This window comes from Enterococcus durans NBRC 100479 = LMG 10746 (assembly GCF_001544215.1).
Lineage (GTDB): Bacteria > Bacillota > Bacilli > Lactobacillales > Enterococcaceae > Enterococcus_B > Enterococcus_B durans.
On the sequence record NZ_BCQB01000013.1, the window covers coordinates 17394 to 42442 of the forward strand.

A 25049-nucleotide genomic window follows, 5' to 3' on the forward strand; every position below is an offset into this window, starting at 1 on the left:
CATCAAGTTGATGTCAGTTTATTCGTTTTTTCAAGAGTATGCCAAGTGTTACAAAAAATGTACCAATAGTAGACAAAAAAATTGGTGAACTTGTTTCATTTGTTTTTGGCAAGGATTTTGCAGAGGCGTTTTGTTGTTCGCTAGCTACTTTTGCCGTACTAGTTGCTTGTGGTGCTTCACATGTTGCTGATTGAGAAAAATCTGTTCCGACATTGTTCAACGTTTCTTTGATCCGTTTGATGCTTGCTTGTAGATCTATTTTTTTAGAGTCAAAATCAGCCATGACTGCTTTTGCGTCAGTGATTTTTGAATGGATGTCTGCACTAGCTGTTTCGATCTCTGGTTGGACATTGTTTATGGAAGCAGCAGCAGACTGCCCGAAAGCATCCAATTCATCTTGGAGTGCTTTTGCTTGTTGGATCTTTGCATCTATATCATTTTTGGCAAGTTCAGCTTTCGCTTTTGCACCTGCTAGATCTTGTTGGATTTGTGCGTGATCTTTATCAGCTTGGTCTTTTAATGCAGATAAGTCTTGCTGGATTTGTTGATGATGTTCAGCTAATCGATTTTTGGCTTCTTCTAAGGCCTGTTCGATTTCTTTTCTACGATTTTCTAAATCCTGTAATGTATCCCTGCTTGAAGAAGTCTCTGTAGCCGAGCTATCGGTTTCTGATCCAGTGCTGGAAGTTGTTTCGCTAGTTGACTGACTGTCCGTAGTAGCTGAAGAAGAATCTTCCGCAGTAGTTGTAGTTGTTTCTATAATTTGACTATCAGACGTTGTATCTGCTTGTACTTCTTGTTGAAGGAAAATGCAACTGGAAGTCAATAAGGCTAGTGATACAATAACTATTTTTTTCATAATTTCCCCACTCTCGATACTGTTTACTAACTTATGATTATAGTAAAAAAGGCAACAAATAACTATGAACAATCTTAGGAGTTTGTCTAATTATTACCAAATCATGTTAATGTAAAAAAATTTGTTTTTAGTATTCAATGCAGAGAATTCCTCTCTTATGATTGAAATCTATGAAATTGGTATATAACATTACCGTGTGATTTTTTTACTTTTTTTTCTTTTATTATGCTGTTTAAACAGTGTTTTTTATAAATTTAAAAAAATCTGTTCATTTTTATTTTAAAGTGGTATACTCATTTTATTAATTTTTAGATAATTTCTTGAAAGTTTTCAAAAAAGAAATATTTTTCAAAAATTATTGCATTTATTTAGATGGATGATTGTTCTAGGAGGAAGAAAATGAAAGCTTATATGCAACGAATGGGACGCTCTCTGATGTTACCAGTTGCCGTTTTACCAGCAGCTTCATTGTTGGTGGGAATTGCAAACTGGATCGTTGGAATGGGTGTCAGTAATGCTGGTACTACATTTTTGATGAATGCAGGATTAGCAATTTTAAATCACTTGGCATTATTATTTGCCGTAGGATTAGCTTTAGGAATGTCTAAAGATAAGGACGGTTCGGCAGCACTTGCAGGATTAGTGGCGTACTTAGTTCCACAAACGGTCTTAGCATCTGAATCTGTGCAAGGACTATTAGGTTTGGAAAAGCTGAGCGATGTGAATCCTGCGTTCAGTACAATGGATAATAATGTATTTATTGGGATCATCGCCGGATTGACTGCAGCAGCGATGTATAACCGATTTAGTCAAGTTAAATTACCGATGGCGTTATCGTTCTTTAGTGGGAAACGATTAGTGCCTATCATGTCAGCATTAGCAATGTTGGTTATATCTGCCATTCTTTTATTCATCTGGCCAAGTGTTTATGATGTATTAGTGGCATTTGGTAAAGGAATCTCACACTTAGGCTTTGTAGGGGCTGGGTTATATGGCTTTTTCAATCGCTTATTGATTCCAACAGGACTTCACCACGCACTGAACTCGGTTTTTTGGTTTGATGTAGCTGGTATCAATGATATCGGGAATTTCTTAGCAGGTCAGCAAGCTTTAGACAGTGGTCAAGCAATCGTTGGGCAAACTGGGATGTATCAAGCGGGCTTCTTCCCAGTCATGATGTTCGGCTTACCTGCTGGAGCATTAGCAATCTATCAATGTGCACGACCAGAAAAGAAAAAGCAAACTGCTTCTTTGATGTTGGCAGCAGCTTTTGCATCATTTTTCACTGGTGTGACTGAGCCTTTGGAATTCTCATTTATGTTTGTGGCTTGGCCATTATATGTTTTGCATGCTGTTTTTACTGGTATCTCATTAGCTGTCAGCGCCTTTTTCCATTGGACGGCTGGATTCGCTTTTAGTGCTGGTTTTGTAGATTACTTTTTATCGCTGAAAAATCCTGTAGCAAATCAACCTTTGATGCTTTTAGTCCAAGGAGCTGTATTTGCGGTTATCTATTACTTCGGCTTCCGCTTTGCTATTCAGAAATTCAATCTGATGACACCAGGAAGAGAAGAAACAGCGGGAGAAGAAACACCAGATATTGCCACGGGTGATGATAAATTTGCTGTTTTAGCAACACAGATCTACCAGGCGTTAGGTGGAAAAGAAAATGTACGTGTCATCGATAACTGTACGACGCGTTTGCGCCTTCAAGTCCAAGACACTGACAAAGTCGATCAAGAAAAAATCAAACAGACAGGTGTCCCTGGAGTGAAAGTGATCGACAAAACAAATATACAAGTAGTCGTAGGTACACAAGTCCAATTCGTTGCTGATGAAATGAGTCGTTTGCAACAAGGTGGAACAAACACAGGCGAATCTGTAGCTAAGCCTATGATCGTAGAAGAAAAAGAAGAAAAAACAACTTTACCTGAAGAGCAGCTAGCTGTATACGCGCCTTCGAAAGGTGAATTGATTCCAATCAGCGAAGTAGCTGATCCTGTATTTTCTGAAAAAATGATGGGAGACGGTTTTGCAGTTTTACCTGAAGCGAATGAAGTATTTGCGCCTATTTCTGGAACGATCTTAAATGTCTTTCCGACAAAACATGCGATCGGTATCCAAACAGATAATGGACTCGAAGTATTACTGCACATGGGGATCAATACGGTCGATCTTAAAGGCGAACCATTTACGCTTTATGTTGAAGAAGGACAACGAATTGCTCGCGGACAATTGATTGCGGTAGTTGATTTAGAAATGCTTGAAAAAGCAGGTAAAAAATCAGATATGATCGTTGTTTTCACAAACGGAGCAGCAGTCAAGGAACTGTCTATTCGCTCAAATGCACTCGTGCAAGCCAATGAAGTGGTTGGACAGGTAAAAGGATAATTTTAAGAAAAAAGTGCGAATGACGAGCCATTTCTGGCTGTATTCGCACTTTTTTGTAGTATCAGGCACCATAAGCGTGGGCTAAAAGTAAGAAACACTTCTGTCTCATTCTTTAAAAACGGATAAACGGTGGGAGCAGAAGCAACTCCTTGGAAAATAAGCCGAAATTCACAAAAATTTGAAAAGCAATTTTTGTTGATTTCTTCTTATTTCTCGGAGTTGAACACTTCTGTCTCAGCCTTTTAGCGTCTAGCGGTTTAACTTAACGGCTGTGCCACTGCAAGTAACCATTAGCATACCATTGTCGCTACCTAATACTTCATAATCCATTTTGACACCGATGATTGCGTCTGCTCCAAGGGATTTTCCACGGTCTTCCATTTCTCGGAGGGCTTCTTCACGAGCAGTCATCAACTCGTCTTCATAACTTTTTGAGCGACCTCCAAAAACATTGCGTAAACCAGCACCTAAGTCTTTCAATACATTGATCCCTGTGATTACTTCACCAAATACGATTCCTTGGTAGGACTCGACTGTTCTATCTTCAACACTGTTCGTTGTTGTAATGATCATTCGATCACTCCTTTCTTTAAAATCAGTATACCAGAATATATGGCAAGAACAGAGAGGAGTGGAAAATAAAAATCAAAAATGTAGTGATAAATACAGCGCATCATTTCCAAAAAAAGCCGATTGTATTATATACTGGGAATGTAGGAAAAAACGGGGGATTTACAGAAGCTTGTTTTCGAAAAAATGAAAACGGAAACAAATATACCTGAAGATGAAAGAAGGCGAACGTAAATGAAAAAAAGTATTTTGCTTATTTCCCACAGCCAAAAGGTGACAGATGGTCTGAAAGAAATGATTGAACAAATGCAAAAATCGGAGGATGTCACTATTTTTTCTTTGGGAGGGATCGATGGTCAGATTGGTTCAGATCCAATGAAGATCATTGATGCAGTCGATCAGTCAAAGGATGCAGAAGCGTATCTAGTTTTTGCGGATATCGGCAGTGCGGTACTAAATGCTGAAATGGCCAAAGATATGCTAGATGAGGAAGTGCAAAAAAAATACTACCTTGTTGATGCACCTCTTGTGGAAGGGGCATTTGCTGGTGCAATTACTGCAGGAGTGACGGATGATCTCACGCAAATCATAGCAGAAGCGAAAAAAGCCGGACAGAAAGGTTGGTCATAAAATGAAAAAAATCATGAATGAAGCGGGAAATATCGTAGAAGAGATGTTGCAAGGAATTGTGAAAAGTTACCCGGAACTTATCCATCGTGTAGCTGATTCCAGAGTAATAGCAAAAAATGAAAAGGTCGAACAAGTGGGGTTAGTTTCTGGTGGTGGAAGTGGCCATGAACCGGCACATGCAGGCTTTGTCGGAAATGGGATGCTAAGTGCTGCTGTTTTGGGGGATGTCTTCACTTCTCCAACGCCAGACCAAGTACAAACAGCCATCAACGAAGCAAATCAGGGAAAAGGCGTTTTGCTGATCGTGAAAAATTATACTGGGGATATTCTAAACTTTGATATGGCCAAAGAAATGGCTGCGATGGATGACATCCAAGTGGAAAGTGTTGTGGTCGACGATGATATTGCGGTAGAAAATAGCACCTATACTGCAGGAAAACGCGGTGTGGCTGGTACGATCCTGGTCCATAAGATTTTAGGAGATGCGGCTAGAAAAGGGCAATCTTTAGCTGAGTTGAAGGAACTAGGGGATAAAGTAGTGCAGGCAATCAAAACGATTGGTGTCGCTCTTCGCGCTGCTACTGTTCCGGAAGTAGGTAAGCCAGGATTTGAATTGGCAGAAGATGAGATCGAATATGGAGTCGGCATTCACGGTGAACCTGGTTATCGCAGAGAAAAATTGCAACCATCCAAAGTGTTGGCTAAAGAGTTGGTTACTAAAATCCTAGCTGATTATACGGAAAAACCGAAAGAAGTCGGCGTTTTAGTCAATGGTATGGGTGGCACACCACTAATGGAACAATTTGTTTTCATGAATGATGTTTTAGCTTTGTTAGAAGCAGAAAATATAAATGTGACTTTTCATAAAGTCGGTAATCTAATGACTTCTCTGGATATGCAAGGACTTTCTTTGACGATGATCGATTTGAAGGATAAAGACTGGCGAGAAGCATTGATAAGTGACGTACAAACAATTTCTTGGTAAAGGGTGAATGACAGATGGATGTAACGGTAAAAGAGATACAAGAATGGTTGATGAAATTTACAAAAGAAATCAATGAAAACAAAAGTTATCTTAGTGATCTAGATACGCCGATCGGTGACGGTGACCATGGAAATAATATGGGGCGAGGTGTTTCCGCATTTGAAGACGCCTTTAAGAAAGAGGAACCGACAACAATCAGTGACACCTTTAAAGTTCTTTCGATGGCAATGATCTCCAAAGTTGGAGGAGCTTCAGGTCCGCTATATGGTTCAGCATTCATGAACATGATGAAAGCGACAAAGGATGTTGACATCATCAATTCACAAGAGCAATTAGGGAAAATCATCGAAGAAGGTACAAATGGGATACAAGCAAGAGGAAAAGCTGAAGCAGAGGATAAAACAATGCTAGATGTTTGGTTGCCTGTTACGGAAGCATTAAAAAACAATCAGCTAACCGCAGACGTCATCGAAAATGCCAAAGAACATACTAAAAATTTGGTCGCAAAAAAAGGACGTGCCTCTTATTTAGGGGAACGGGCGATTGGACACATTGATCCAGGGGCAGCTTCTAGTGCAATCTTATTCCAGACATTACTTGATGTGATTCATGGATAGAAAGGGCTATTTATAAACTGTATAAGCCTAACTTTGAACGACAGCATAAACTGTTGCAAAAGTTAGGCTTTTTGTTTGCTTTCGTGTGTCTACCTAGAGTTTTTTTTGACAGAGATATTTACCAAAAGTTAAACGAAGAAAGTGAAAATCGAGAAGAAAAAATCACTCTTTAGCATGGAAAAAAGAATTTGATCCTGATTAAAATAACGAAATAATCAAAGATGACTTGTGCAAAACAGAGGTGAGACCACTGCTACTTTTAGCAATGGTCTCACCTTCTGTTTTACTGGTTATTGTCAGGTCAAAACTTTTTTTGCAACCTGTCTGCGGTATTCAAGAAGCTGTTTTTCTCTGTTCATTCTTATTGCTTGATGCAGGCCAGCCTTTTCGCAACCTTATTCACGGTGTTCAAAGAGCTGACCTTCAACAATAAGTCAAAAAATCTCAAAATATGGGAAGCTATTTCGAGATTTTCATCCTTATTGCTCAGGTCAAAACGCTCTTTTCACAACCTTTATCCACGGTGTTCAAAGCTCAACTCCTTGAAATAAGTCTGGATTTTTCAAAACATGGAGAGCTGTTTCGAAAAATCCATTCTTATTGTCGGCGGAGCTGAACGGTCTTTTCACAACCTTATCCACGGTGTTCAAGAAGCAACTCCTCAGCAATAAGCGCTAGATTTCCAAAATATGAGAAACTATTTTAGAAATCTAGTTCTTATTTGCTCGGAGCTGGGCGCTTCTTTCACAACCTCTATCCACGGTGTTCAAAGGCTTGCATCTTCAACAATAAGCCTAAACAGATGAAAAACATGAGAAGCTGTTTTTCTCTGTTCATTCTTATTGCTTGATGCAGACCAGCCTTTTCACAACCTTATCCTCGATCTTTTTGGTCATACACTTCTTTGATGTTGATAAATTGATCAAGTATTGGATTTTCTCCTTTTAGGTCAGCTGCGAAGCGGATACCGTCAATGTTGATTCTGGCGTTACGGTAGTAGTCAGTTCCTAGTTGTCCCCATGCAGGAGTTGAGGCATCGACATTGCAGAAGATATCAAATCCTTGTTGTTTCAAGTAAGCAAACTTTTGATTTGCTTCGGAATAAGGTTGCCAATCGCTGATGTCAGCACCGAATGGATAGATCAGGATATTTGTTTTGCCTAAAATAGGTGCAACTTCATTTTGCCAACGTTCGTTATCTTGTTGGATATCGGCTAAAGAAGCTTGTGTCATATTCAAGTGTCCCCATGTGTGGGAAGCAAAACTCCAACCGTCTTTCTTTAATTGATCAGCAACTTTTTTGGCTGCTTCAATTTCTTTATTTGTTTTTTCGTTATCACCGTATTCGGATTTTGATGTACGGTAGCCTAGTACACCATTATAGCCTGTTAAAGCTAATGTTCCTTTGGCGCCTTGATAAGAAAAATCGGGATGTTTTTTAATGAATGAATCGATCAGGGGAACCATATCATAGTCACCAACAGTTTCCTTCTTATTGTCGATATAAATATTCTTGATTTGGTTCTGTTTATCGACAATCAACTTACTTGGAAATCCTGAATTGTCCATGTATTCATAATAGCTGACATCATCTTGCGAAAGAATTAACGGTTTCTTTCCTTCTGGAAGAGAAACACCTGTAAAGGTCAGTTTTCCATCTGGTCCTTTTTTGACTAATCCATTTAGATTAACAAGAACATAGTTATTTTTATATAACTGGTCAATGGTTTTATTGAATTCGGAAATAGTGACCATATAATCTTTATATCCTTGGGCTTGTTGGGTATGAAAAGCCTTAGCTGGATCAACGATCAGACTATGAAAGAAGACGTGTGAGATTTTGGCTGGGTCTTCCCATTTTACCAAGGATTCTTTTTCTTTTTTCAAGGTTGCTAACAATTGTTGCGCTTCTTTAGCGTCGTCTTTTTCAAGTAAGGCGATGGCTTCATCATAACGATAACTTGCAGCAAGCTGTTTCGTCGTTTGTTTATCTTCAACAGGTTTTGAGCTGCTGCTTGAGTGTTGAGTTGTTTGACTAGTGTTTTCTAATTTATTGTTTGTTGCTGCTTGTGTAACAAAAAAGATACTTACACCTAGAATAATAACAGTGCATACAGAAGTGACAGCCAATATGATTTTTTGTGTATGTTTCATTTTATCGTCCCCTACTACTTTTTGATTTCAAAAACCCCCGTAAGCTTTTCTTAACCTTTTGAAAAACTTCCCATAACCATTGTAACGAATATAGAAACAAGTGTAAAAGAAACTTTTGTTTTTTTTGATTTTTATCTTATTTTCTTTGATTAGAGCGCTTTTTATGAGAAGTACTATTTTGTAAAAGTTATAAAGTGAGAGAGGTGAAAATGTTCGGATTTTCGCTGTTTTTATTTCCAAGAAAAACTAAAATAAAAAAAATTTTACTTTTTTGTTGACAAAGAAAAAATGCCGTTCTATGATAGACACATATTAATTAGATAACAGGCAATGATCAAAACGAAGTAGTTATTAAAGCCAATGTTTCAGAAAGCTAGTGGTTGCTGAGAACTAGTACATGCTTTAAAGCGAATTACATTTTAGGAGCCTATGGCAGTGATGCCACGCGACAGCGTTAAATGTTCGAGTGATATGTTTTACTACAAAACATATAAAATGGGTGGTACCGCGAAATTTCGTCCCTTGGTTAAGATTAACCAAGGGATTTTTTGTCGTTTCCACTTAGTAGTACAAATGAAGCATGCTAGCAGGTTCCTGCTTTCATAAAAAAATTATACGGAGGGCATTAAAATGAATATTATCGATGAATTAACTTGGCGCGACGCCATTAATCAACAAACGAACGAAGAAAGACTTCGTGAGCTCGTTGATGAAAAGAGTATCTCACTTTATTGCGGTGTTGATCCAACTGGAGATTCTATGCACATCGGACACTTGATCCCATTTATGATGATGAAAAGATTTCAATTGGCGGGCCATCATCCATATATTCTTATTGGTGGCGGAACAGGAACGATTGGTGATCCAAGTGGACGTAAGACAGAACGAGTGTTACAAACAATGGAACAAGTGCAACATAACGTAGATGCACTATCAAATCAAATGAGAAAATTGTTCGGAAAAGATGCAAATATTACATTTGTGAATAACTACGACTGGTTATCAAAAATCTCATTACTTGAATTTTTGAGAGATTACGGTAAAAACTTCAACATCAATACGATGTTGGCAAAAGATATCGTCGCAAGTCGTTTGGAAGTAGGGATCTCATTTACAGAGTTTACTTACCAAATCCTGCAATCAATCGACTTCTTACATTTACACAAAACATTCGATGTTAAATTACAGATCGGTGGGGCCGACCAATGGGGCAACATCACAGCTGGATTGGACTTGATCCGTAAATTAGAAGGGCCAGAGGCAGAAGCGTTCGGTTTAACGATTCCGTTGATGCTTAAAGCAGATGGGACTAAATTTGGTAAAACTGCAGGTGGCGCAATCTGGCTTGATCCTGAAAAAACATCCCCATTTGAATTCTACCAATTCTGGTTGAACCAAGATGATCGTGATGTAGTGAAATACTTGAAATTCTTTACTTTCTTGACACAAGAAGAAATCGCTGAATTAGCGAAAAAAGTAGAGACTGAACCTGAAAAACGTGAAGCACAACGCCGCTTAGCAGAAGAAGTGACGAGATTCGTGCATAGTGAAGAAGACTTGAAAGAAGCGCAAAAAATAACAGATGCATTGTTCTCTGGAAATATCAAAGAATTAAATGCAGCTGAAATTGCACAAGGGTTTGGAAAAATGCCAAACGTAGAAATTTCAAGCAATCCTGAAAATATCGTGGAACTACTTGTTTCCACAAAAATTGAACCATCAAAACGCCAAGCGCGTGAAGATGTTTCAAACGGAGCTATTAGTATTAACGGTGACCGCGTTACCGATTTAAATTTTGTCATAAATCCATTTGATGCATTCGATGGTAAGTTTGTGGTTATTCGAAAAGGTAAGAAAAACTACTTTTTGGCCAAAGTAGTTGATTAGAATTTAGTAAATTTTTGCCTTGAAAAAGGTTAAGACTATTACAAGATTCCAATTTTGAAACCCATCCTAAAAAGGAAACGCTGGTTGTCGTTAATACAATCCTTGCGAGGGAATTTACTTTTGTAAATTCCCTCGTTTTTTTTAATTTTTTTAAATGTGTAAACAATTTAGACAATTGGCGTTTATGAAATTTCTATTAGAAAAACGATTGTGATTTAGTTTACAGAAATAAAAAACAGGTGTAATGTGGGTCTCGACAAAATTTAAATATTTTTTTTAGGAGGGTTTCACATGGAATCATTGTCAAATGATCTAAACCTTAACGCCCTATTTATCGGGGACAAAGCTGAGAACGGCCAAATCTATAAAGCTTTGTTAAACGATTTAGTGGACGAACACTTAGGATGGCGTCAAAACTACATGCCCCAGGACATGCCTATCATTACGCCAGAAGAAAAAAGCAGTGCAAGTTTTGAACATACTGTGAACCGCACGAAAGATGTTTTATCAGAAATTTCAGCACGTATGCGTACTCATTCCGTACCATGGCATAATGCCGGTCGCTACTGGGGCCACATGAACTCTGAAACATTAATGCCATCTTTACTAGCGTATAATTTCGCAATGTTATGGAATGGTAATAACGTCGCTTACGAGTCTTCTCCAGCAACAAGTCAAATGGAAGAAGAAGTAGGATTAGAATTTGCAAAATTAATGAGCTATAAAGATGGCTGGGGACACATTGTTGCCGATGGCTCTTTAGCAAACTTAGAAGGACTTTGGTATGCACGTAATATCAAATCTTTACCTCTTGCGATGCAAGAAGTAACACCTGAATTAGTTGCTGGTAAAAGTGATTGGGAATTAATGAACATGTCTACAAAAGAAATCATGGACTTGTTAGATAGTGTTCCAGATAAAATTGATGACATCAAAGCACATTCTGCACGAAGCGGGAAAAACTTACAAAAATTAGGAAAATGGTTAGTACCACAAACAAAACACTATTCATGGCTAAAAGCTGCCGACATTATCGGTGTTGGTCTAGACCAAGTTATCCCTGTACCAGTTGATCACAACTATCGCATGGATATCAACGAACTTGAAAAAATCGTTCGTGGTTTAGCAGCTGAAAAAACACCAATCTTGGGTGTTGTCGGTGTAGTTGGTTCAACCGAAGAAGGAGCAATCGACGGAATCGATAAGATCGTTGAATTGCGTCGCGTACTAGAAAAAGACGGTATTTATTTCTACTTGCATGTAGATGCTGCTTATGGCGGTTATGGCCGTGCGATTTTCTTAGACGAAGACAACAACTTCATTCCTTTTGAAGAATTGAAAGACGTACATTTCAAACATAACGTCTTCACAGAAAACAAAAATTATATTTTAGAAGAAGTTCACAGTGCATATAAAGCAATCGAAGAAGCTGAATCTGTAACGATCGACCCACATAAAATGGGGTATGTTCCTTACTCAGCCGGCGGTATCGTTATCAAAGACGTACGCATGAGAGATGTGATCTCTTACTTTGCAACATACGTATTTGAAAAAGGTGCAGATATTCCTGCTTTACTAGGTGCATATATCTTAGAAGGTTCAAAAGCTGGTGCGACAGCTGCTAGTGTTTGGGCTGCTCACCATGTATTGCCTTTAAACGTAACTGGTTATGGTAAATTGATGGGTGCTTCAATCGAAGGGGCACATCGATTCTATAACTTCTTGAATAACTTATCATTCAAAGTTGGCGATAAAGAAATCGAAGTACACCCATTGACATATCCAGATTTCAATATGGTTGACTATGTATTCAAGGAAAAAGGCAACGACGATTTAGTTGCAATGAATAAATTGAACCATGATGTGTATGACTATTCTTCATATGTCAAAGGAAGCATCTATGGAAATGAATTCTTGACATCACATACAGACTTTGCCATCCCAGATTACGGAAATAGTCCATTACAATTTGTAAATCAATTAGGATTTTCTGATGAAGAATGGAACCGTGCTGGTAAAGTAACTGTCTTGCGAGCAAGTGTTATAACACCATACATGAATAAAGAAGAACATTTTGAAGAATATGCTGAAAAAATCAAAGCAGCTCTTCAAGAAAGATTGGAAAAAATCTACGCAGATCAATTATTAGCAAGCGAAGCAAAATAATCGAATAAGGTGGCTCTGATTCCGTCTGAAAAAGACGGGGTCAGCTACCTTTTGTTTTGAGATTGTCTTTGAAGAAAATCGCTTCAAGCAATAAGTTCAAAACAGCTGAGGTTGTGGAAATAATTGAAATTGACTAGAAAAAAAGCATTGCTTTTTTATTTTTTGATGCGCGCTGAAGTTCGATTTACCAAATACCTTTGTACGTTATAACAATTTTTAATCAAGCAACCTCTTTGCTTTCGGTTATTGCGACTTGCGATTACTTTGAAGACACCGTTTTTTATCCAAAAAAACAAGGAGAGTGTCAAAAGTGAGTAAATCACAAGTAAGTAAAATGGGTCTAGGGACCTTTGTCGGTCTGACGATGGCGTTATGTGCGACAGTTCGGAGTATTCCGACGTTAGCTGCAGTTGGTTGGACATTGATTTTTTATTCGATTTTTGCAGTGTTATTCTTTGCTGGTCCTATTTCAATGGTTTCCGGTGAACTTTCAACGATGTTACCTCAAGAAGGTGGCCCACAATTATGGGTAAAAACAGCGCTAGGAAGTAAATGGGGATTTGTAGTTGCATGGTTACTATGGGTGCAAATGTTCCCAGGGATGGTCATGGTTGCTTCAACATTAGGCCCATTACTAGGAAATACTTTTGGAAATGTGGAACTTGGCAATAATCATTTATTTGTATTAGCTTGTATTTTAGTTATTTATTGGATTATCACTATTTTGAATTTGAAGTTTGATATGGCCAAAGTTGGTGGGAATATCGGTGTCTGGTTAGGCGTATATATCCCAGTTGTGATCATGTTTGTTTTAGGCTTGTTTGCAGCATTCAAAGTTGGTTTGGTATCAAATGGCTATTTAGGTGACTTCTCTTGGTCAAAAGCTTTTCCAGACTTACAACACAGTGATTCATTGAAATATCTTGCAGGTATCACATTTATTTTTGTAGGTATTGAAATGAGTTCTGTTTATATGCCACGCTTAAAAGATGCTACAAAGAACTATACAAAAGGTGTCTTTATTGCTTTGATCGGTTTGGTACTTTTAAACGTGATCAATGCGATGTTAGTTGCAAATGTTGTGCCAAATGGAAAAATGGAATTGGCGAATATTACTCAACCTATCTTGATTTACTGCGATATCCTTGGCTTACCATCGATTATTGGGAACATCTTTAGTTTCATGGTATTCATTGGGGTACTTTTACAGTTGTCAGCTTGGGTTACTGGTCCATCAAAAACCATCATCCAAGTAGCACGAGAAGGATTCTTACCACCAAAATTTGGCTTCCATAAAGAAAATAAATATGGCGTTTCTAGAAATGTCGTGTTAACTCAATCAATCGTTATTTCAATGTTTGCCTTACTTTATGGAGTAATGGATGATGTAAGTGCCGTATTCTTGACGTTAACAAATGCAACAACAGTTATTTATTGTATCGTATATATCTTGATTGCAGTTTCCTTGATAAAAATGAGAAAGAGTCACCCAGAGTTAGAACGTCCTTATCGAATTGGTAAAAACGGAAATGGCTTAGCTTGGGTCGTTAGCTGCATGTTGATCTTTTCGATCATTGCAGTTGTCTTCTCAACTTTAGGAACATCAACATTAACAGATGCGTTATTGGTTGCGATCATTGCAATCGTGATGTTTGTTATTCCTTTGATCATCAATCGATTCAAAAAGGATTCATGGGGAACTGAAGTAGAAAAAAGTATAGAAGAATAGTGTAATAAGAAGTTGGAAAAAACGTTTAAACTGTGAGGCTGGGACAGAAGTGTTCAACTCCGAGAATAAGAAGAAATTAACGAAAATTACTTTTCAAATTTTAGTGGATTTCGGCTTATTTAAGAAGGAGTTGCTTTTACTCCCACGCTCATTTAGCTCCAAGGAACAAGCCGGATGGTCCGAAAATAGCTTTCCCTATTTTTGGGATTGTTCGGCTTGTTTTTGAGAGTGCTGTTTTTTAAAGAAATGTTTATTCTGAGCTGAGGGTTTGAATATGAAAGCTGTCTAGCTCTTTTTACACAAATAACTTTTTAACGATCAGTTAGTTGTAGGGAGTAGCACCAAACAAAGAGATTAAACAATGCAGATCTCTTAAGCTGGTGCTTTCCCTCAGATGATTCTATTACAAGGTTGGTCCTACCAAATGAACAGTTTGTTTTTCATGGTAGGGCCTTTTTTACAAGAAATGGGAGACGTACAGTGAATAAAAAAATAGCGTTAAAAGAGAGTATAGCTGTATTAGTTGTGTTATTAGCGATATTGGGTATATTGATCATCGGTTTTCAATTATCCCCACATATCCCGATACTTACAGCTTTTATGTGTTTGTTATTTTATGGTCGGTTTAGACGATTCTCTTGGGATGACATCCATGACGGAATTGTAAAAGGGATTACACCAGGGATCATCCCGATTTTGATTTTTCTTTTGATCGGTGTCTTAGTTGCTTCATGGATATTATCTGGAACCATTCCGACAATTATGGTTTATGGATTCCAATTGATTTCTGTCCGCTTCTTTTTACCAACGGCATTTTTAGTTTGTACGATCGTTGGTATCACAGTTGGCAGCTCATTCACGACGATTTCAACGATTGGGATCGCATTCTTAGGTATAGGACATATTTTAGGTTTTAATGATGCGATGACAACGGGTGCTGTTGTTTCTGGAGCGTTTCTAGGAAATAATTGTTCACCGTTATCTGATACGACAAACTTAGCTGCTGGGATCGGTGAAGTCAATTTATTTGAACACATTGCCGGAATACGGTATACCGACTTGCCAGCGTTTGTGATCGCTATGTTATTTTATATTTTTCTTGGTCATAGTAGTCACACAGCTGATCTTCAAGCAATTACTGAGATGATCCAAAATATGAAAGCTGGTTTTTGGATTTCTCCATGGACACTGATTCCATTGCTTGTCTTATTCGGTGGAGCAATCAAAAAAATACCAGCCATCCCAACGCTGCTCACTGGTTCGGCTACGGCAATTGTCTTGGCATTTATCCACCAGCCTGGATTGACGATCCAAGGAGTAGCCAATATTTTGATGAATGGATATGTTGCCCAAACAGCAGATCCAAAAATCAATGAGTTGCTTTCTAGAGGTGGCATTATGAGTATGCTTAGTTCTGCAAGTTTGATATTACTGGCTCTCGCATTGGGAGGATTGCTGATCAAATATACGATCGTAGAGACGATTGTCCAAGAATTACGAGAAAAGATGGATCGTCCGTCACGCTTGATTGGGTTTACAGCTTTAAGCTGTATCGGGATCAATCTTATCGTCGGTGAACAATATCTTTCAATTATTTTACCAGGAGAAACATTCAAACGTTCCTTTGAGCAAAGCGGTCTAGATAAAAAATATCTGACGCGAACATTGGCTGATGCAGGTGCTACTGTCAATTCATTAGTGCCGTGGGGAGTAAGTGGCACATTTATCATGGGTACGATGAAAGTCAGTGCGTTACAGTATTTACCATTCGCGTTCTTTGCGATCTTAGCGCCAATTTTCACTATTATTGGCGGGTTCTTATTGAATCATAAGAAGGAAAAGAGCCAGATAGGAGTAAACTAAGATAGACAAGTAATTCATTGTTGCTGCGGTAGTTACTTATATTTAGGGAGTTGAGTCTGTTGGGTGACTTGGCTCCTTTTTTATTTTTTAAAACTAAAGAAAATATGTACAAGCATGGGAACTATAAATTAAGAGAGAGGTCGAGACAAATCTAAAAATCAGGTTTGCTACAGACTCTCGAATAAACGGCGAGAGCAGAAGCAACTCCTTCGGAAATAAGCCGAAATTCACAAAAATTTGAAAAGCAATTTTCGTTAATTTCTTCTTATTTCTCGGAGTTAAACACTTCTGTCCCAGCCTCTCTCAAATAAACGGTGTCCAAAAGTCAGGCTGTTCGGAAATTTCAAAAAAGAGGTTGAGACAGAAGTAAGAAACACTTTTGTCTCAATCTCATCTTTTGGTTATTCTATCTTTTCATTTTAATTTCTACCAGTTATTGCTTGGGGTTCAGTGGCACAACTGTTTCTCTCTTGATCAAGTGATGAGGGATGACTAGGCGCACGCCGCTACTGATCTCGTTATGGATCAATTCTTGTAATTTTTGCATGGCTACTCGCCCTAATTCGGAAATATCGATATCGATACTTGTGAGATAAGGATGAGTCAGTGTAGAAAAAATCGAATTATTGAAACTGATGATCGATAAGGTTTCTGGAATAAGATAACCGTACATTTGCGCTAATTGCATCGTGCGAAGTGCAAAAATATCATCGATTACCACAAGTGCTGTAGCACCGGCGTTTTTTAAGATAGTGTCAAAGGATAGATAGTCTTCTGCCTTTTCGATCACGACGCTAGGGTGAACATCTAGTCCAGCCATCATCATCGCTTTTTGATACCCAAAATAGCGTTCGAAATAGAGGCTTTCGTGGGTCGTGTTCGTAACGAAAAGAATCTGTTCATGCCCATTTTGGATAAGAAAATCAGTTGCCTGTTTTCCCAATAGCTGGTTGTCGTTATCAACGTAGATGATCTCATTTTCATGCTGATAAGGTTGACCGATCAGGGTGAAGGGGATCTCGTTTTGATACAAATAATCGATGACTGGGTCTTCGCTATCAGAGTACACTAAGACAAAGCCATCGACTTGTTTTTGTAAGTGCATTCTTTGGACATTTTCTAATAAGACATCAAAATTTTTCGCTGTTGCAATGGCTGTTGTCATGTCGTGGTGACGTGCTTCTTCATTGATTGCATCCATGATCTCTAAGTAGAAGGGATTACCGATTCGTTCTTTAGAATCAAGTGGCGGCAATATCACGCCGATGGCACTAGAAACCCGTTTACCTAAATTTCTAGCAGTGATATTCGGTACATAGCCAAGTTCATCCATGATTTTTCGGACTTTCTTTTTGGTTGCTTCGGAAATACTTGGATGGTCATTGATGACGCGCGAGACAGTAGAGGTAGCTACTCCCGCTTTGTTTGCAACATCTTTTACCGTAATTGCCATAATTTAAACACCTTTCTTCTAAATAAAAATCTCTTCTTTTCTGAACTATTCGTAATCAAAACAAGCAACTATTGAGTATTTGCTATCTGTTCATTCGGTAAAATAGTAAACTGATAGGTCGTATGATTGACCTTTTCTTGGCCAGGGTACAAAGCGATCGAACCGAGTTCAGGTAAATGGACTAGATCCGGAAATTCTTGTGGCTCGATAGCTAAACCATAGTTTGAATGCATATGTTTCCCGTTGATCATAAAATCAGCTTCAAAACCAGTCGTAGAAAATAATACCACACTTCTATTTGTTGTTGCTATAGACAACTGGCGTCCAGATTGTTTTTCTGAAAGACACAGCACCTTTTTTGAACGTTTCGGTGTAGTAAGAACAAAAACGTCATCAAGTCCTTCTGGATAAGCGTTGAGAATTTCTTCGATTGTATGTGGTTTCTTGAAATTGATCGGTAAATCCGCTTGAGTGATTTGTTCGCCTGTGGGTAGTTTATCTTCATCTAATACCAATAGACTTTCTGCTTGGACAGCCAGTTCATGTGTATCAATGTCGCGTTTACCATTCCCAGAAAGGTTGAAATAGGCATGATTGGTTGGATTGCAGATCGTCTCGACGGGACTGTTCGTTTTTGTGATCATTTCCAGGCTATTCGCAGTTAGCTGATACGTGATCGTTGCTGTGATAGGACCAGGATAATCGGAAAAAGTGTCTTGTAAATAAAAGACAACGCCGATCGACTGTGGATTTTTGAACACTTCGACATCCCAATATTGGAAAGACCATCCATTTGTTCCTCCGTGGATATGGTGGTTGCCGGCGTTTTTTTCAAGTTGATGATTTCCCCATGTAGCATTTCGGATTCTGCCTGCTACGGGACCGACTGTGGCTCCAAAGAAACTTTCATCGGTTAAAATATCTGAAAGTTCATCATAAGAAAGTAAGACGTTTTCTAAATGTCCTTTGTTATCTGGAGCAAAGATTTGGTGAAGTCTAGCGCCATAATTTAGAAGAACGACGGTCAATTCGTCGTTCTTCAATGTGATTTTTTTTAATTCAGTGTTGGGGATAGGAGTCACTGAAATAGAAGGTTCAGGCATTTGGCTGCCACGTTTTTTTCAAGTAATCGAAAGTCAATGAAGCTGTATCAGGTACGATTGGAATATCCTCCCCAAGATCTTCTGAACGTCCTACGCCGATAGGTTGCGCACCACTAGCAATGATCGCAGCGATTCCAGATTTTGCATCCTCGATTCCGATGCAGTCACGAGGGGTCAAACCGATTTCTTTCGCAGCAAGTAGAAAAATATCTGGTGCAGGCTTTCCATTAGCGACTTTTGCCGGATCAGCAATCGCATCAAAGTAGCTTTCTAGACCCATCTTGGCAAGTAGGAAAGGACCATTTTTGCTTGCAGATGCTAGTGAAATCTTGACATTGTTTGCCCGTAAGTCTTTTAATAATTCTAAAATCCCTGGAAAAACATCTTTTGGTGTGATCGATTGGATCATTTCAAGATAATACTCATTTTTTCTTTTCGCTAATTCGAGAAATTCTGTTTTTGAGAATTGCTCTTCTTTTTTTCCATGAGCAAGAAGGAGAGTCAGAGAATCTTCTCTGCTTACACCCTTCAATTGTTCGTTGAATGACCGATCGAAGGGAATACCGATCTCATCACCTAGCTTTTTCCAAGCACGGTAATGGAATTCAGCGGTATCTGTAATGACCCCATCTAAGTCGAATAATACACCTTTAAACATTCGCTTCACCTTCTCGTAATGGAATAGTCAAATGATCAGTAAGGACATACGCTTTTTCGTAGACTTCTAGCGGTAATGCTTCGCCAGATAAGAGGTTCAATGTTACCTGTTCATTTGAAACGGCGACAAATAACAAGCGGCCGCGATAATTGATATGGAATGAATAAGCAGACCATGTTTTAGGTAAGAATGGTGCAAATCTTAATTGTTCATGATCTGTCTTCATTTGCGCGAATCCTTGTACGATAGCAAGCCAACTTCCTGTCATTGAAGTGATGTGTAAGCCATCTTCTGTATCATTGTTGTAGTTATCTAAATCTAAACGAGCAGTGCGTTGATACATTTCAACGGCTTTGTCTTCCATGCCTAGTTCAGCAGCTAAGATAGCATGGATACTAGGAGATAGGGAAGACTCGTGGACAGTCATTGGCTCGTAAAAATCAAAGTTGCGTTGTTTTTCTTCTTTTGTAAATGAATCATTGAAGAAGTAGATACCTTGTAAAACGTCTGCTTGTTTAATGAAGCAAGAACGAAGGATCTTGTCCCATGACCAATGCTGATTCAATGGCAATTCACTTGCAGATAGTTCCGCTGCTGGTTTGAGATCCTTGTCTAAGAAAGTATCGTGTTGGACAAAAATCCCTAATTCTTCATCTACTGGGAAGTACATATTTTCAGCAATTTCTTGCCAATGTGCCAATTCATCGTCACTGATTTTAGCAGTGCTCTCTTCTTTGAACTTCAAATAATTTTCTCGTGTGTAACGTAGTACCCAACAAGCAATCGTATTTGTGTACCAATTGTTGTTGATATTATTCTCATATTCGTTCGGTCCTGTAACCCCGTGAATCATATATTGATTGTTTCGTTTAGAAAAATGGACTCGGTCTGCCCAAAAGCGAGCGATTTCTGCCAAGACTTCTAAACCTTCATTTTTTAAATAGTCGATGTCACCAGTGTAGTTAGTATAATTATAAATAGCGTAGGCAATTGCGCCATTTCGATGGATTTCTTCAAACGTGATTTCCCATTCATTGTGGCATTCGACACCTGTGAAAGTGACCATTGGATATAACGCGCCTTTTAGGCCTTGCTGTTGTGCATTATGGATTGCTTGTGGCAATTGGTTATGGCGGTACTTCAAGAGATTCTTAGTGACTTCAGGTTTCGCTAAAGCGAGGTACAGAGGCACTGCATAGGCTTCAGTATCCCAGTAAGTTGCACCACCATATTTTTCGCCAGTGAAGCCTTTTGGTCCAATATTCAAACGTTCATCTTCGCCATAATAAGTAGAAAATAGCTGGAAGAGGTTGAAACGGATTCCTTGTTGTGCTTCATCGTCTCCTTCGATGACTACATCTGCCAATTCCCATCGTTTAGACCAAGCGGCTGTTTGGTCCTCTTTTGCTTGGGAATAGTGAACCTTCAATTCGTTGAATTCTTTAAAGAGATGTGTCGCTTGTTGCGCTTCAGGGATATCTCGGCTTGTGAAAACCAATACTTCTTTGTCGATTAGAAGTGTTTCATTTTCTGTTAAGTCAAAGGTGAATGAACCTTCGATTGCTAAGGTGCCCTCTTGGTAGCTTGGCGTATATAATTTTCCATCAACGTAGTGGCGCATCCCAGCGGTCACTGTAAATTGCTCGATCTCAAAATTATTCGGGATCGTTTTAGTCGTTAAGTACGCTATTTCTTCCTTGACGCCATGATCGATGTCATTCCAAAAGTGTTCATCGTAATTGCTGTCTTCGTTTTGGACATTGCCATCTAGCTTAGAAATAACTTTTACAGTTCCATTTCCTTCCAACATTTCAATGGTTAAGCGAATATAAGCGGCTTCATTTTTGACAATACTTAAAAAGCGCTCGAATGAAAGACGAACTTTGTTTGAAGGGGTAGTGACTGTATAACTACGTGTCAAAACACCGTTTTTCATGTTTAATTCCCAATAAAAATCTTCAGTAGTAAGTGTAGCTAGATCAATCAGCTGATCATCGATAAAAAGATCCATAGCGATAAAATCGACTGCATTGATTACTTTTCCAAAATATTCAGGATAGCCGTTTTTCCACCAGCCAACACGTGTTTTGTCAGGGTACCAAACACCTGCTAAATAGGTTCCTTGGTGATGATCACCAGAATATGCTTCTTCAAAATTTCCGCGCATACCCATATAACCGTTACCGATACTGGTCAATGATTCTTGCAAGCGTAAATTTTCTTTATCTAATTTATTCGTGCTGATTTTCCAAGGGTCGATCTGAAATAACCGTTTAATTTGTTTCATTGTTCTCCTCCTAGACGTTGTCGTTTATACGTCCATAATAAACGCAACCGATTGCGTAAGTCAACTAGAAAAGTGAAATTAAATTTTGAAGTGGATGAAAAAACAAAATAAAAGCTATTGTATCAATATTTACTACTATAATATGAACAGAAAAAATGTATAAAGAACGATTGAGTACTTACTGAAAAAGCATAAAAATACGAAATAAAGCATTTACAAAAAAAGAAACACACGCTATAATAACTAATAACGAAACCGATTGCACAAAGGAGACGAGGAAATGAAAAAAATATTTAGCTTTGAGTTTTGGCAAAAATTTGGAAAGGCTTTAATGGTCGTTGTGGCAGTTATGCCAGCGGCAGGTTTGATGATCAGTATCGGTAAATCGATTCCGTTGATCAATCCTGATCTTGCACCTTTAGTTACAACGGGTGGCGTGATCGAAAATATTGGTTGGGCAATTATCGGAAATTTACATCTTTTATTTGCACTAGCGATAGGTGGTAGTTGGGCAAAAGAACGAGCAGGGGGAGCATTCGCTGCGGGGATCTCATTTATATTGATCAATCGGATCACGGGAGCAATTTTTGGTGTGACTAATGAGATGTTGGCAAATGAAGACGCATTTACGCATACCTTGTTTGGCACGAAAATCATGGTCAAAGGGTTCTTTACCAGTGTATTAGAAGCACCAGCGCTAAATATGGGGGTATTTGTTGGGATTATTGCAGGGTTCGTTGGGGCGATGGCCTATAATAAATATTACAATTATCGTAAATTACCTGACGCATTATCTTTCTTTAATGGAAAAAGATTTGTTCCTTTTGTAGTTATTTTGTGGTCAACGATTGTTGCCTTGATTCTTGCTATTGTATGGCCGAATGTCCAAGCAGGGATCAATAACTTTGGATTGTGGATTGCTGAGTCAAAAGAAAGCGCTCCGATTTTAGCACCATTCCTATATGGTACATTGGAACGTCTATTGTTACCATTTGGCTTACATCACATGTTGACGATCCCAATCAATTATACGCAGCTAGGTGGTACCTATGAGATATTATCTGGTGCGCAAGCGGGAACACAAGTATTTGGACAAGATCCTTTATGGTTGGCGTGGGCGACTGATTTGGTCAACTTGAAAGGCGCCGGCGATATGTCGCAATATGAATTCGTATTGACGAACTGGACACCTGCTCGTTTTAAAGTGGGACAAATGATTGGTTCTTCCGGTATCTTGATGGGATTAGCACTAGCGATGTACCGTAATGTTGATCCAGACAAAAAGTCTAAATATAAATCAATGTATTTTTCAGCAGCACTTGCAGTTTTCTTAACAGGTGTAACCGAACCATTAGAGTTCATGTTCATGTTTGCAGCTGTACCTCTTTACATTGTTTATTCCGTGATCCAAGGGGCAGCTTTTGCAATGGCAGATATTCTACCTTTACGTGTCCATTCATTTGGGAACATTGAACTATTGACACGTACACCATTAGCGATCAAAGCAGGACTAGGTATCGACTTGCTCAATTTTGTTATCTGTGTCATATTATTTGGAGTATTGACGTATTTTGTGGCAAACTTCTTGATCAAAAAATTCAATTATGCTACACCAGGACGTAATGGGAACTATGATAACGACAGTGAAGAAACGCCGTCAGGTTCTGCAACTAATGCAGATCAACAAATCATTAAGATCATCCATTTATTAGGTGGGAAAGAAAACATCAAGGATGTAGATGCTTGTATGACTCGTTTACGTGTCAGCGTCGAGGATCCTGGGAAAGTCGGTTCAGAAGAAGAATGGAAACGTGCTGGAGCGATGGGCTTGATCGTTAAGGACAAAGGTGTGCAAGCCGTGTATGGACCAAAAGCGGATGTGTTGAAATCGGATATTGAAGATTTACTACAATCAGGCGCTGATATTCCAGAGCCAACAGTTGAGGCAACAAATAAAAATAAGAAGAATGAAGAGAAACATGTTTTAGGTATCGAAAAAGAATTATTCACTGTAGCAACTGGTGAGGTAATTGCTTTAAAAGATGTGAATGATCCAGTCTTTTCACAAAAGATGATGGGTGATGGCTTTGCTGTTATTCCTGCCACTGGAGAAGTGACGGCACCACTTTCTGGTAAAATCGTGAGTGTCTTCCCAACCAAGCATGCAATTGGCATGCAAACAGCAGAAGGAGCAGAAGTTTTGATCCATATGGGACTGGATACTGTTCAGATGAGCCAGCCAGCATTTGAGATCTTAGTTTCTGAAGGCCAAGAAGTAGTAGCAGGAACAACGATTGCTCAGATGGATCTAGATGCAATCAAGAACGAAGGAAAAGAAACGACGATCATAGTAGTCTTTACAGATGACAAAGTCAATGGGCTGACCATCAATAAATTAGGAGACACTGAACGAGGAACAGTGATCGGGAAAATAAACTTGTAAAGAATCTCAGAAGTTCATGTGTGTATTTCATATCGAAAGAATGTGTTCGATGTGTGTAATCCTAGAAGTAAGCCGATAATCCCGAAATTGCTTTTCCTATTTCAGGGATTATTGGCTTATTTTTTGAGTGAACTACTTTGGGGTCTCTACCTATATCTATATGGATTCAGAAGGTGGGAGCAATGTTTCGGCCCATCCCATTAAGAAGGAGAATTATATGAAAATAATGACGTTGAATACGCATAGCTGGTTAGAAGAGGAACCACGAGAAAAATTAAAACAGATCGCTCAAAAAATCTGTCATGAACAATATGATGTGATCGCATTGCAAGAAGTCAATCAAACGATGGACGCAAAACGACTAACCAGTGAGCAGCTGAAGAATTTTAGTCAGGTGCAGGAACAAACGCCTGTCCGCTCGGATAACTTTGCCTATTGCTTGATCCAGCTCTTAGCAGAACAAGGTGAAACTTACTATTGGAGTTGGGAAATGAGTCATATCGGCTATGCTATCTATGAGGAAGGCAATGCGCTTCTTTCCAAACAACCACTAATTAGTCAAACGCACCTAGTCTCCGAAACGAAAGAAAAAGAGGATTACCATACTCGAAAAATATTAGTGGGTCAAACCTCTGTCAAATCACAATGTATTACTGTAGCAAGCTGTCATTTTTCTTGGTGGGCAGATGAAAAAAGCGGATTTGCATTTGAGTGGAAAGAATTAGAAGCAAGTTTAGCGCCTCTTACAACACCACTGTATCTATTAGGGGATTTCAACAATCCTGCTGAAGGCAGCGGGTACGATTTAGTGGCAAAAAGTCAGTTGCCTATTCGTGATGCTTATCCAATCGCTCAAAAAAAACAAGCTGAAGCAACGATCGAAAAGAGAATCGATGGCTGGGAAAACAATAAAGAGGGGCTACGTATTGACTATATTTATGTACCACAAGATTGCTTTGTTACAAGTTATCAACGTATTTTTGACGGGGAAAATGGCCCGATTGTCAGTGATCATTATGGGGTAGCAGTCACGTTGGAGTGAAGAGAAACGAAGGAATATTGTCACAGTAAGAATATGAGACAAATCTAAAAATCAGGTTTGCTACAGACTCTCGAATAAACGGCGGGAGCAGAAACAACTCCTTCGGAAATAAGCCGAAATTCACAAAAATTTGAAAAGTAATTTTCGTGAATTTCTTCTTATTTCTCGGAGTTAAACACTTCTGTCCTAGCCTCTCTCAAATAAACGACGTC

General features: G+C 38.8%; 17 protein-coding genes, 2 pseudogenes and 1 other annotated feature. Of the genes and pseudogenes, 10 read left to right on the plus strand and 9 right to left on the minus strand.

Annotation, left to right across the window (positions count from 1 at the left end; all coding sequences use genetic code 11):
• Positions 1–13: 13 nt before the first annotated feature.
• Positions 14–859: an LPXTG cell wall anchor domain-containing protein gene (locus tag ED2_RS05400; protein WP_016177267.1), complete on the minus strand. Its 846-nt coding sequence runs from the start codon at positions 857–859 to the stop codon at positions 14–16.
• Positions 860–1258: 399 nt separating this feature from the next.
• Between ED2_RS05400 and nagE the strand changes: the two genes are divergently transcribed.
• On the plus strand, positions 1259–3250 hold the full coding sequence (gene nagE / locus ED2_RS05405; protein ID WP_016177268.1) for an N-acetylglucosamine-specific PTS transporter subunit IIBC: 1992 nt from the start codon (positions 1259–1261) through the stop codon (positions 3248–3250).
• A 249-nt stretch (positions 3251–3499) separates the two neighbouring features.
• Here nagE and ED2_RS05410 read toward each other — a convergent pair whose 3' ends face one another.
• The gene (locus ED2_RS05410) at positions 3500–3823 is read right to left on the minus strand and encodes a putative heavy metal-binding protein (RefSeq protein ID WP_005875430.1); all 324 of its coding nucleotides are present in this window, start codon (positions 3821–3823) and stop codon (positions 3500–3502) included.
• Between the two features lie 231 nt (positions 3824–4054).
• On the opposite strand from ED2_RS05410, the gene dhaM reads away from it, so the two are divergent.
• Genes dhaM through dhaL form a run of 3 tightly spaced genes read left to right on the plus strand, consistent with a single transcriptional unit; the run spans position 4055 to position 6052 of the window.
• On the plus strand, positions 4055–4450 hold the full coding sequence (gene dhaM / locus ED2_RS05415; protein WP_005875431.1) for a dihydroxyacetone kinase phosphoryl donor subunit DhaM: 396 nt from the start codon (positions 4055–4057) through the stop codon (positions 4448–4450).
• 1 nt (position 4451) lies between these two features.
• Positions 4452–5435 carry a dihydroxyacetone kinase subunit DhaK gene (gene dhaK, locus ED2_RS05420; RefSeq protein WP_005875432.1) on the plus strand — a complete coding sequence of 328 codons (984 nt, stop codon included), beginning with the start codon at positions 4452–4454 and terminating at the stop codon, positions 5433–5435.
• A 14-nt stretch (positions 5436–5449) separates the two neighbouring features.
• Positions 5450–6052 (plus strand): dihydroxyacetone kinase subunit DhaL, encoded by a 603-nt coding sequence (dhaL, locus tag ED2_RS05425; protein ID WP_005875433.1) that lies wholly within the window; start codon positions 5450–5452, stop codon positions 6050–6052.
• 873 nt (positions 6053–6925) lie between these two features.
• On the opposite strand, the gene ED2_RS05430 is transcribed toward dhaL, so the two are convergent.
• Positions 6926–8206: a polysaccharide deacetylase family protein gene (locus tag ED2_RS05430; RefSeq protein WP_016252601.1), complete on the minus strand. Its 1281-nt coding sequence runs from the start codon at positions 8204–8206 to the stop codon at positions 6926–6928.
• A 321-nt stretch (positions 8207–8527) separates the two neighbouring features.
• Positions 8528–8732: a binding site (T-box leader), on the plus strand.
• 104 nt (positions 8733–8836) lie between these two features.
• Between ED2_RS05430 and tyrS the strand changes: the two genes are divergently transcribed.
• The 4 genes from tyrS (at position 8837) to nhaC (ending at position 15851) form a co-directional block, all read left to right on the plus strand.
• Entirely contained in the window at positions 8837–10093 is a 1257-nt protein-coding gene (gene tyrS, locus ED2_RS05435; RefSeq protein ID WP_016177270.1) for a tyrosine--tRNA ligase, read from the plus strand.
• Between the two features lie 291 nt (positions 10094–10384).
• The gene (gene tdc / locus ED2_RS05440; RefSeq protein ID WP_060789703.1) at positions 10385–12259 is read left to right on the plus strand and encodes a tyrosine decarboxylase; all 1875 of its coding nucleotides are present in this window, start codon (positions 10385–10387) and stop codon (positions 12257–12259) included.
• A 310-nt stretch (positions 12260–12569) separates the two neighbouring features.
• Positions 12570–13988 carry a tyrosine-tyramine antiporter gene (tyrP, locus tag ED2_RS05445; protein ID WP_016177272.1) on the plus strand — a complete coding sequence of 473 codons (1419 nt, stop codon included), beginning with the start codon at positions 12570–12572 and terminating at the stop codon, positions 13986–13988.
• A 480-nt stretch (positions 13989–14468) separates the two neighbouring features.
• Entirely contained in the window at positions 14469–15851 is a 1383-nt protein-coding gene (nhaC, locus tag ED2_RS05450; RefSeq protein ID WP_016177273.1) for a Na+/H+ antiporter NhaC, read from the plus strand.
• A gap of 177 nt (positions 15852–16028) precedes the next feature.
• Here the strand turns inward: nhaC and ED2_RS16320 are convergent.
• The 5 genes and pseudogenes from ED2_RS16320 to ED2_RS05470 form a co-directional block, all read right to left on the minus strand.
• Positions 16029–16148: pseudogene (locus ED2_RS16320) on the minus strand (DUF3788 family protein); the annotation flags it as partial.
• Positions 16149–16284: 136 nt separating this feature from the next.
• Positions 16285–17304 (minus strand): LacI family DNA-binding transcriptional regulator, encoded by a 1020-nt coding sequence (locus ED2_RS05455; RefSeq protein WP_016177274.1) that lies wholly within the window; start codon positions 17302–17304, stop codon positions 16285–16287.
• A 68-nt stretch (positions 17305–17372) separates the two neighbouring features.
• Positions 17373–18407 (minus strand): aldose epimerase family protein, encoded by a 1035-nt coding sequence (locus tag ED2_RS05460; protein ID WP_016177275.1) that lies wholly within the window; start codon positions 18405–18407, stop codon positions 17373–17375.
• Positions 18400–19065: a beta-phosphoglucomutase gene (pgmB, locus tag ED2_RS05465; protein WP_005875444.1), complete on the minus strand. Its 666-nt coding sequence runs from the start codon at positions 19063–19065 to the stop codon at positions 18400–18402. Before pgmB ends, ED2_RS05460 begins: the two co-directional genes overlap by 8 nt.
• Complete coding sequence (locus ED2_RS05470) at positions 19058–21352, minus strand: glycoside hydrolase family 65 protein (protein ID WP_002311047.1); 2295 nt, start codon at positions 21350–21352, stop codon at positions 19058–19060. Before ED2_RS05470 ends, pgmB begins: the two co-directional genes overlap by 8 nt.
• 280 nt (positions 21353–21632) lie before the next feature.
• Here ED2_RS05470 and ED2_RS05475 point away from each other — a divergent pair, with 280 nt between their 5' ends.
• Complete coding sequence (locus tag ED2_RS05475) at positions 21633–23795, plus strand: PTS transporter subunit IIBC (protein ID WP_002311046.1); 2163 nt, start codon at positions 21633–21635, stop codon at positions 23793–23795.
• 217 nt (positions 23796–24012) lie between these two features.
• Complete coding sequence (locus tag ED2_RS05480) at positions 24013–24837, plus strand: endonuclease/exonuclease/phosphatase family protein (protein ID WP_002311045.1); 825 nt, start codon at positions 24013–24015, stop codon at positions 24835–24837.
• A 70-nt stretch (positions 24838–24907) separates the two neighbouring features.
• Here ED2_RS05480 and ED2_RS16325 read toward each other — a convergent pair.
• Positions 24908–25033: pseudogene (locus ED2_RS16325) on the minus strand (DUF3788 family protein); the annotation flags it as partial.
• Positions 25034–25049: the final 16 nt, after the last annotated feature.